Source organism: Pseudomonas sp. FW305-20, assembly GCF_058788075.1.
Genome location: NZ_JBYTAJ010000066.1, coordinates 1 through 8,360 on the forward strand (window position 1 = coordinate 1; position 8,360 = coordinate 8,360).

The 8,360-nt window shown below is 60.1% G+C and carries 8 protein-coding genes; 4 read left to right on the forward strand and 4 right to left on the reverse strand.

What is annotated here, in order from left to right:
• The first annotated feature begins 154 nt into the window (after positions 1–154).
• Genes AC3WP4_RS28325 through pcaC form a run of 4 tightly spaced genes read left to right on the forward strand, consistent with a single transcriptional unit; the run spans position 155 to position 4,090 of the window.
• On the forward strand, positions 155–1,459 hold the full coding sequence (locus tag AC3WP4_RS28325) for an MFS family transporter (protein WP_102616790.1): 1,305 nt from the start codon (positions 155–157) through the stop codon (positions 1,457–1,459).
• A gap of 45 nt (positions 1,460–1,504) precedes the next feature.
• Complete coding sequence (locus tag AC3WP4_RS28330; protein ID WP_102616789.1) at positions 1,505–2,869, forward strand: 3-carboxy-cis,cis-muconate cycloisomerase; 1,365 nt, start codon at positions 1,505–1,507, stop codon at positions 2,867–2,869.
• 11 nt (positions 2,870–2,880) lie between these two features.
• The gene (gene pcaD / locus AC3WP4_RS28335) at positions 2,881–3,687 is read left to right on the forward strand and encodes a 3-oxoadipate enol-lactonase (RefSeq protein ID WP_102616788.1); all 807 of its coding nucleotides are present in this window, start codon (positions 2,881–2,883) and stop codon (positions 3,685–3,687) included.
• A 10-nt stretch (positions 3,688–3,697) separates the two neighbouring features.
• A complete protein-coding gene (gene pcaC / locus AC3WP4_RS28340) occupies positions 3,698–4,090 on the forward strand; it encodes a 4-carboxymuconolactone decarboxylase (RefSeq protein WP_008147336.1) in 393 nt (130 codons plus the stop codon).
• A 193-nt stretch (positions 4,091–4,283) separates the two neighbouring features.
• Here the strand turns inward: pcaC and AC3WP4_RS28345 are convergent, their stop codons facing one another.
• The 4 genes from AC3WP4_RS28345 to AC3WP4_RS28360 form a co-directional block, all read right to left on the reverse strand.
• The gene (locus AC3WP4_RS28345; protein ID WP_074874195.1) at positions 4,284–5,102 is read right to left on the reverse strand and encodes a methyltransferase domain-containing protein; all 819 of its coding nucleotides are present in this window, start codon (positions 5,100–5,102) and stop codon (positions 4,284–4,286) included.
• A gap of 20 nt (positions 5,103–5,122) precedes the next feature.
• On the reverse strand, positions 5,123–5,506 hold the full coding sequence (locus AC3WP4_RS28350; protein ID WP_083383362.1) for a DUF1641 domain-containing protein: 384 nt from the start codon (positions 5,504–5,506) through the stop codon (positions 5,123–5,125).
• A 22-nt stretch (positions 5,507–5,528) separates the two neighbouring features.
• Entirely contained in the window at positions 5,529–6,719 is a 1,191-nt protein-coding gene (locus tag AC3WP4_RS28355; protein ID WP_102616787.1) for an NAD(P)/FAD-dependent oxidoreductase, read from the reverse strand.
• A gap of 194 nt (positions 6,720–6,913) precedes the next feature.
• Positions 6,914–8,173 carry an OprD family porin gene (locus AC3WP4_RS28360; RefSeq protein ID WP_102616786.1) on the reverse strand — a complete coding sequence of 420 codons (1,260 nt, stop codon included), beginning with the start codon at positions 8,171–8,173 and terminating at the stop codon, positions 6,914–6,916.
• Between the last annotated feature and the right edge of the window lie 187 nt (positions 8,174–8,360).

Sequence of the window (8,360 nt, forward strand, 5' to 3'; positions counted from 1 at the left end):
CGCCATGGACGCTCTGCGTCCACTGTGACGCGGAGCGTCACGGGATGCATTCCCACGCAGAGCGTGGGAACGATCAGTGTGAAGAGTGCATCGTTGAAACGGGATCGTTAAGAAGTGTGTTTAGGCTTTTGCAGTCCCCATTGAGTAAAAAACAATGACAACCAACACCGCTACTACAGCCCTCTACACCGGCGAAGAGCGCAGTAAAAGGATCTTCGCGATTGTCGGCGCCTCGTCCGGCAACCTCGTCGAATGGTTCGACTTCTACGTCTACGCCTTCTGCGCGATCTATTTCGCCCCTGCCTTTTTTCCGTCCGATAACCCGACTGTGCAGCTGGTGAATACGGCTGGCGTATTCGCCGCCGGGTTCCTGATGCGGCCTATCGGCGGCTGGATCTTCGGCCGGCTGGCGGACAAGCATGGACGCAAGAATTCGATGCTGATCTCGATTCTGATGATGTGCTTCGGTTCGTTGCTTATCGCTTGCCTGCCGACCTACAAGGATATTGGCGTCTGGGCGCCGATCATGCTGCTGTTCGCCCGCTTGTTGCAGGGGCTGTCGGTGGGTGGTGAGTACGGGACCACCGCGACCTACATGAGTGAAGTGGCCCTCAAGGGCCAGCGCGGTTTCTTCGCTTCGTTCCAGTACGTGACGCTGATCGGCGGGCAATTGCTGGCAGTGTCGCTGGTGGTGGTCCTGCAACAAATCCTCACTGAGGATGATTTGCGCGCCTATGGCTGGCGGATCCCGTTTGTCGTCGGTGCGGCGGCAGCGTTGATTTCGCTGTTCCTGCGTCGCTCGCTCAAGGAAACCACCAGCAAGGAAATGCGCGAAAACAAGGACGCCGGCAGCATCCGTGCGCTGTTCCGCGACCACAAGACTGCGTTCATTACCGTGCTCGGTTACACCGCCGGTGGCTCGCTGATTTTCTACACCTTCACCACGTACATGCAGAAGTACCTGGTGAACACCGCCGGCATGCACGCCAAGACCGCCAGCTACATCATGACCGGCGCACTGTTCCTTTATATGTGCATGCAGCCGCTGTTCGGCATGCTCGCGGACAAGATCGGCCGACGTAACTCGATGCTGTGGTTCGGCGCTCTGGGGACGTTGTTCACCGTGCCGATCCTGCTGAGCCTGAAAAGCGTCAGCAGCCCGTTCCTGGCCTTCGTACTGATTACGGTGGCACTGGCGATCGTCAGTTTTTACACCTCAATCAGTGGCCTGGTAAAAGCCGAAATGTTCCCGCCGCAAGTGCGCGCATTGGGTGTCGGCCTGGCGTACGCGGTGGCGAATGCAATCTTCGGTGGTTCGGCGGAATATGTGGCCCTGAGCCTCAAGGCCGTGGGCATGGAAAACTCCTTCTACTGGTACGTCACGGTGATGATGGCGGTGGCGTTCCTGTTCAGCCTGCGCTTGCCGAAACAGGCGAAGTATTTGGAAAACGACCTTTGATCTTTACCCGTGGGCCTGACCGGCCCACGCCTCCAGGGACTGTTTATGAACGAGCGACCGGGTAATCAATTGTTCGATGCCTATTTCACTGCCCGCGACATGCGTGAGGTGTTCTGCGATCAGGGTCGGGTTCAAGCGATGCTTGATTTTGAAGCGGCGCTGGCTCGGGCCGAGGCGCGAGTCGGGCTGATTCCGCAAACGGCTGTCGCGCCGATTGAAGCGGCCTGTCAGGCCGGGCATTACGATTTCGCGGCTCTCGGCGAGGCGATTGCTACGGCCGGCAATTCGGCCATTCCGTTGGTCAAGGCGCTGGGTAAACAGATCGCGGCCAACCATGCCGAAGCCGAGCGCTACGTGCATCTGGGCGCGACCAGCCAGGACGTGATGGACACCGGTCTGGTGTTGCAACTGCGTAGCGCGCTGGCGCTGATCGAAAGCGATCTGGCGCAACTGGGCGAAACCCTGGCGACCCAGGCGTTACGCTACGTCGCCACACCGCTGGCCGGGCGCACCTGGTTACAGCACGCGACACCCGTCACCCTCGGCATGAAAATCGCCGGTTGGCTGGGAGCGGTCACTCGCAGCCGTCAACGTCTGCAACAACTCAAGCCGCGGCTGCTGGTGCTGCAATTCGGCGGCGCCTCCGGAACCCTCGCGGCCCTCGGCGAGCAGGCGATGCCGATTGCCCAGGCGCTGGCTGAAGAATTGAAACTGACACTGCCGGATCAACCTTGGCACACCCAGCGAGATCGCTTGGTGGAGTTCGGCTCGGTACTGGGATTGATCGCCGGCAGCCTCGGTAAACTCGGCCGCGACATCAGCCTGTTGATGCAGACTGAAGCCGCTGAAGTGTTCGAACCTTCCGCGCCGGGCAAGGGTGGTTCTTCAACCATGCCGCACAAGCGCAACCCGGTGGGCGCGGCGGTGCTGATCAGTGCTGCAACGCGGGTTCCGGGTTTGCTCTCGACGCTGTTCAGCGCCATGCCTCAAGAACACGAGCGCAGCCTGGGCCTGTGGCATGCCGAGTGGGAAACCCTGCCGGAGATTTGCTGCCTGGTGTCCGGCAGTCTGAAACAAGCGTTGCTGGTGACGGATGGGCTGGAAGTGGACGCCGAGCGCATGGCCCGCAACCTCGATCTGACCCAAGGGCTGGTGCTCGCCGAAGCGGTGAGCATCGTCCTCGCCCAACGGGTCGGCCGCGACACCGCGCACCATTTGCTGGAGCAATGCTGCAAGCGCGCGGTGGCTGAACGACGTCATTTGCGAGCGGTACTCGGCGACGAGCCGCAAGTGACCGCCGAACTCTCGCCTGCTGAACTCGATCATTTGCTGGACCCCGCTCATTACCTCGGTCAGGCCCATACCTGGGTCGAGCGAGCGGTGGCTGAACATTCTGCGTTGACTGCCTGAAGGAGATTGCTGTGGCTTTCGTACAACTCGCCGAGGGCGAACTGCACTACCAAATTGAAGGGCCGCAACTCAATGGCCCGGTGGATGCGCCGGTGCTGGTGCTGTCCAACTCGCTGGGCACCAACCTGCACATGTGGGACGCGCAAATTGCGGCGTTCACCGAGCATTTTCGCGTGCTGCGTTTCGACACCCGGGGTCATGGCCAATCGCTGGTTACGCCGGGGCCATACAGCATCGAGCAACTGGGCCATGACGTGCTGGCGCTGCTGGATGCGTTGCACATCGAACGCGCGCATTTCTGCGGTCTGTCCATGGGCGGGCTGATTGGCCAGTGGCTGGGGATCAACGCGGGTGATCGCCTGAACAAACTGGTGGTGTGCAACACCGCGGCGAAAATCGGCGATCCGTCGGTGTGGAACCCGCGCATTGAAACCGTACTGCGTGACGGTCCGGCCGCCATGGTCGCGCTGCGTGATGCGTCGATTGCGCGCTGGTTCACCGCCGATTTCGCTGAAGCCAATCCTGCTGCCGCGAAAAAGATTACGGACATGCTCGCGGCCACCTCGCCTGAAGGCTATGCCGCGAATTGTGCCGCCGTGCGCGATGCCGATTTCCGCGCTCAGCTGTCCTCGATCAAGGTGCCGCTGCTGGTCATCGCCGGCACCGAAGACCCGGTCACGCCGCCGTCCGGCGGGCACTTCATTCAGGAACACGTGCAGGGCGCCGAGTACGCCGAGTTCTATGCCGCGCACTTGTCCAACGTCCAGGCTGGCGCTGCGTTCAGTGACCGGGTTGTGACGTTTTTGTCAGCTGATTAAGGGGATTGTTGTGGACGAGAAACAACGTTACGACGAGGGCCTGAAAGTCCGTCGCGCGGTACTCGGTGACGCCCACGTCGACCGCAGCCTGAATGCGCTGACCGAGTTCAACTCGGAATTTCAGGAAATGATCACCCGCCATGCCTGGGGCGACATCTGGACCCGTCCGGGGCTGCCGCGTCACACCCGCAGCCTGATCACCATCGCTATGCTGATCGGCATGAACCGTAATGAAGAACTCAAACTGCACCTGCGCGCCGCCGCCAACAACGGCGTGACCCGCGGGGAGATCAAGGAAGTGATCATGCAGAGCGCGATCTACTGCGGTATTCCGGCAGCGAACGCGACGTTCCATCTGGCGGAGTCGGTGTGGGATGAATTGGGGGTTGAATCGCGGGAGTGAGCCTGGCGATTTGCGGTGTCTGAGCTGACGCCATCGCGAGCAGGCTCACTCCTACAGTGATCCGGTTGTAACGCAATGCTTGTGTTCACAGAACATCCCCTGTGGGAGCGAGCCTGCTCGCGATGGCGGTGGGTCAGCTTGCATCGATACTGAAGGTTAAACCGCCTTCGCGAGCAGGCTCACTCCCACAGGTTTAAACCGTGGCGACGATGAATATCCGTTTGAATGGAAACAACGTGTGCCCGTCACTCTCCGGCGGGTAATGCGCATGCACGCGCATCAGGTAGTGATAGATGAACCGTGCCTGTTCATCGTCCTTCAACCCCCGCATCACCGGGCGCAACGCCGAGACTTTGACCCAGTCATAGATCGGCGACTTGCCGTCGACAACCTGTAGCTGTTCGGTCTCCCAGATATCCAGTGTCCGGGTAATCGGCGAGAGCAACCGATAGTAACTTTCCAACGACAACAGCGGCCGCGCCGCCATGGCCTCGCGCAATTGCGGTGTGCCCAGTGGTTTGCCTCCGGGGCCTGCGTCTTCAAGGGTGTCGAGCATCAGTTGATACCACTGCGCATCCCGCCAGTCGGGCATGTGCGCGGCCAGGCATCCACCCGGGTTGAGCTGGGCGAGCAGTCGCGGCAACAACTGTTCGTGACCACTGACGAAGTGCAGTACAGCGGCGGCGAACAGCAGGTCCGCCGGTTGTTCGGGTTGCCAGTCGAGTAGATCGCAGTGTTTCCACGACGCCTTGATCGGCAGGCAACGGGCTTCGTCCAGCATTTGCTCGGAACTGTCGATGCCCTGCAACTGCGCTCGAGGCCAGCGCTTGGCCAACCGTTGCGTGGCGATGCCGGTGCCGCATCCCAAGTCGTAGATGCGCTTGGGCTGTTTGAGTTCGACACGGTCGAGCAATTCATTCACCGGTCGTTGCCTGAGACGGGAAAACTGCTGGTATGCCTTGGCGTCCCAGTCGGTGCAGGCTTTCCCTGCCGATTCAAGTTTGACGCTCATGAGGTGATCCTCTCTGGCGGTTACAGTTGTCTTCCGATGACGTTCAATGTTTTCAGGACAACCGCCACGCCTTTGCGCGTGTCCGGGTCGTTCAGCAGTTTGAGCAACGCATAGACTCCCGGTGGCTCGGGGGCGGCGGCGACCTCGGCCTTGGCCAGGCGCACGGCGTTACTGACGGTCCAGGTGGCCGCCGTCGCGTTTTCGAACAATCGCGCCAGTTTTTCCACCATCGCTGCGTCCAGCAGGTCGGTCATGTCCGAGACCAGCGATAGCCCATCGACAATGTTGTCCAGCCGACCGCCGTCGATCAGCGGCTGAAGTTTCGCCATCAAGGCGGCGAGTCCTGGCGTTGCGGGCATGCCGGCAGCGCTGGTCGCTAGGGTTTCATCTGATAGGTTCGTCACGGGTTGTTCCTCCCTGAGCAGATCAAAGCATTCCACGGGCAACTGCCCAGTACAGGCCACGATTGAAGCCATGTCTCAGCAGGCCGCCGAGTTTGGTCGGCGGTGTCGGCAGGACGTCATGGGCGTAGTCGTACCACAGCGGCATCCCGGCGTTGAGGCCCATCTGCGCCACGGCCTGAACCCTTCCGTCATAGACACTGTTGGGCGCGCCGAGGCGAATCTCGGCGGCAATATTGTTGGCGATGACCGGCGCTTGGTTATGGCAGGCACCACCGGCCTTGCTCACCGGCAGATCGACGGTGTCGCCAATCACATAGACGTGTTCCAGGCCGTAGACCTGCAAGGTCTCGTGGTGGGTCGGCAGCCAGCCTTCGTTGTTGGGCGCTTGAGACGCTCCGGATTCCAGCACGGCATCGACGGCGCGGATCGGCGGTGTCGCCATCAAGATGTCGAAGGGTTGCTCTTCGCCTTCTTCGGAGTAGGCGATTTTTCGCTCGGGATCCACACGGCTGAGGGTGAAGCTGCGTTGGAAGCGGATGTTCTTCTGCTCGAAAATACCAGGCAGGATTTCCCCGGTAGGGCGTTGCAGGAACAGGCAGTTACGCAGTAGCTGAGCCGTGGTCGGGTAGGTGTAGACGATTTCCACCTGGTCCCGCACGCCCCGATGACGCAGCAAGTCGTCGAGCATCAACGTCGTTTCTACCGGCGCAATGCCGCATTGGTGCGGCACGTTGGGTGTCTGCGGAAAAGACACCGTGATGAAGATCCGGCCTTTTTTGATCGTGTTCAACCGTTCTGCCAGCTGCCGGGCGGGCTGATATTGGTAGAAGTGGTCACCGGCTTCTTTCAAGCCCTCGATACGCTCTGGCGCGGGCACGCAACCGGTTGCGATGACCAGAAAGTCATAGCCATAGCGCTTGCCGTTGCGGGTTTTCAGGGATTGTCCGGGGAAATCGAAACCCGTGACCTCTTCGACGTAAAAGCTGATTTCCGGGCGCAACAGTGAGCGTTCCGGGCGCTTGAGTTCTTCTTCAAAGAACTGGTTGAACGCCACGTACATGAACGCAGGTTTGTAGTAGTGATCGGGGGAGTTGGACAGTAGTGCAATCGAGACTTCGCCGCGCAGGATTTCTGGATACAGCTTGCTGGCCAGTTGATTGGCCAACATGGTTCCACCTACGCCGCCACCGACGATAACTATTCGCTTGCTCATACCTGACCTCCGTGGTCATGGCAGCTTCGCGTACAGCATCCGGAGATAACGGAAGAAAAAAGGGGCTCCTACATCAGGATGGAGAATTAAACACGCTTCTTGACTGTATCTGCGAACACACAAAGCGCTAGTTCGCACCGACAGGTGGTACCGGCATGCGACCGTTTTCATCCAACGGTCGCTGCCATACGCGGCTATAGCAAGCTGATCGGATAGCTGACGATCAACCGGTTTTCATCGAACTCGTTGTTGCTGAAGTCCCGGCGGATGGTCGAGTTGCGCCATTTGAGGTTGAGGTCTTTGAGCGCGCCGCTCTGCACGGTGTAGCCCAGTTCGCTTTCGCGGCCCCATTCCTTGCCGTCGGTGATGGTGCCGGTGTGCACGTTGTCGCCACTGATGTAGCGGTTCATCAGGGTCAGGCCGGGAATGCCGAGGGCGACGAAGTTGTAGTCATGCCGTACCTGCCAGGATTTTTCTTTCGCATTGTCATAACTGGCGTTGTAACTGTCATTGGCCAGGATGCCGCCGCTGGTTCCATTGACCCGCATCCACCCGCTGTCGCCGGTGAGTTTTTGCAGGCCGACATAGAAGGTGTTGCCGCCGTATTTGGCCGAGAACAGGCCCGACCAGGTCTTGTTGTCCAACTCGCCGGCCCGGGCGCTGCCGTCGTCCTTGCCGTAGAAGAAACCGAGGTTGGCGCCCAGGGTCCAGTCGCCGAGGGGCTGGCTGTGGATCAGATTCACGTATTGCTGGCTGTAGATGTCCTTGAGTTCGGCGTTCCACACACCGACCTGGGTGCGCTTGTCGTTGAAGGCGTATTCGCCGCCCTGAAAGTTGAAACGGTCGGAGGTGAACGCCGGTTTTCCGCTCATCGACATGTCGTTCATGCTGCTATCGTCGCGCGGGCTGTTGGCGCGGAACTGCCCGCCGTAGAGCGTCAGGCCGTTGATTTCCTTGGAGGTGACCTGGCCGCCACGAAAGGTTTGCGGCAGGGAGCGACCGTCGTCCGAACGCAGGATCGGCAGCACTGGCATCCATTCCCCCACCTTCACTTCGGTCTGCGACAGCTTGGCCTTGAACGCGACGTTGGTGCGACCGAAGTTGTCCGCCGGACGACCGTCGTGATCCAGCGGCAGCAACTGCGTGCCGCCCGTGCCTTTACCACCGTCGAGTTTCACCGAGTACAACCCCAGCACATCCATGCCGAACCCGACGGTGCCCTGGGTGAACCCGGACTTGGCGTCGAGGATGAAGCTTTGTGTCCACTCTTCTGCCTTTCCCTGGGTTTTGGTCGGGTTGGTGAAGTTGCGGTTGATGTAGAAGTTGCGCAGGTTCAGGTTGACCTTGGCACCTTCGACAAAGCCTGATTCCTCGGCCATGGCGGGCAGGGCGGTACTGGCCAGTGCGACGGCGATGAGGCTGGGGAATAAGAATTGCGAAGTGGAAGGTTTCATGTGCTCGGGTCTCTCTAATTTTTAGGCGTGAAACGGGGCGCTGCCGCAACTTGGGGTTGCAGACAAAAATTCTGAATTCGGGATAAAAACGAACGGGATCAGCCGGACAGGGCAGGGCGCGGGGGCATGGTGTCGAACCTGTTGTTATTGGTTTTGTGCGACGAATGGTGCGGGGGATGGGCGGGAG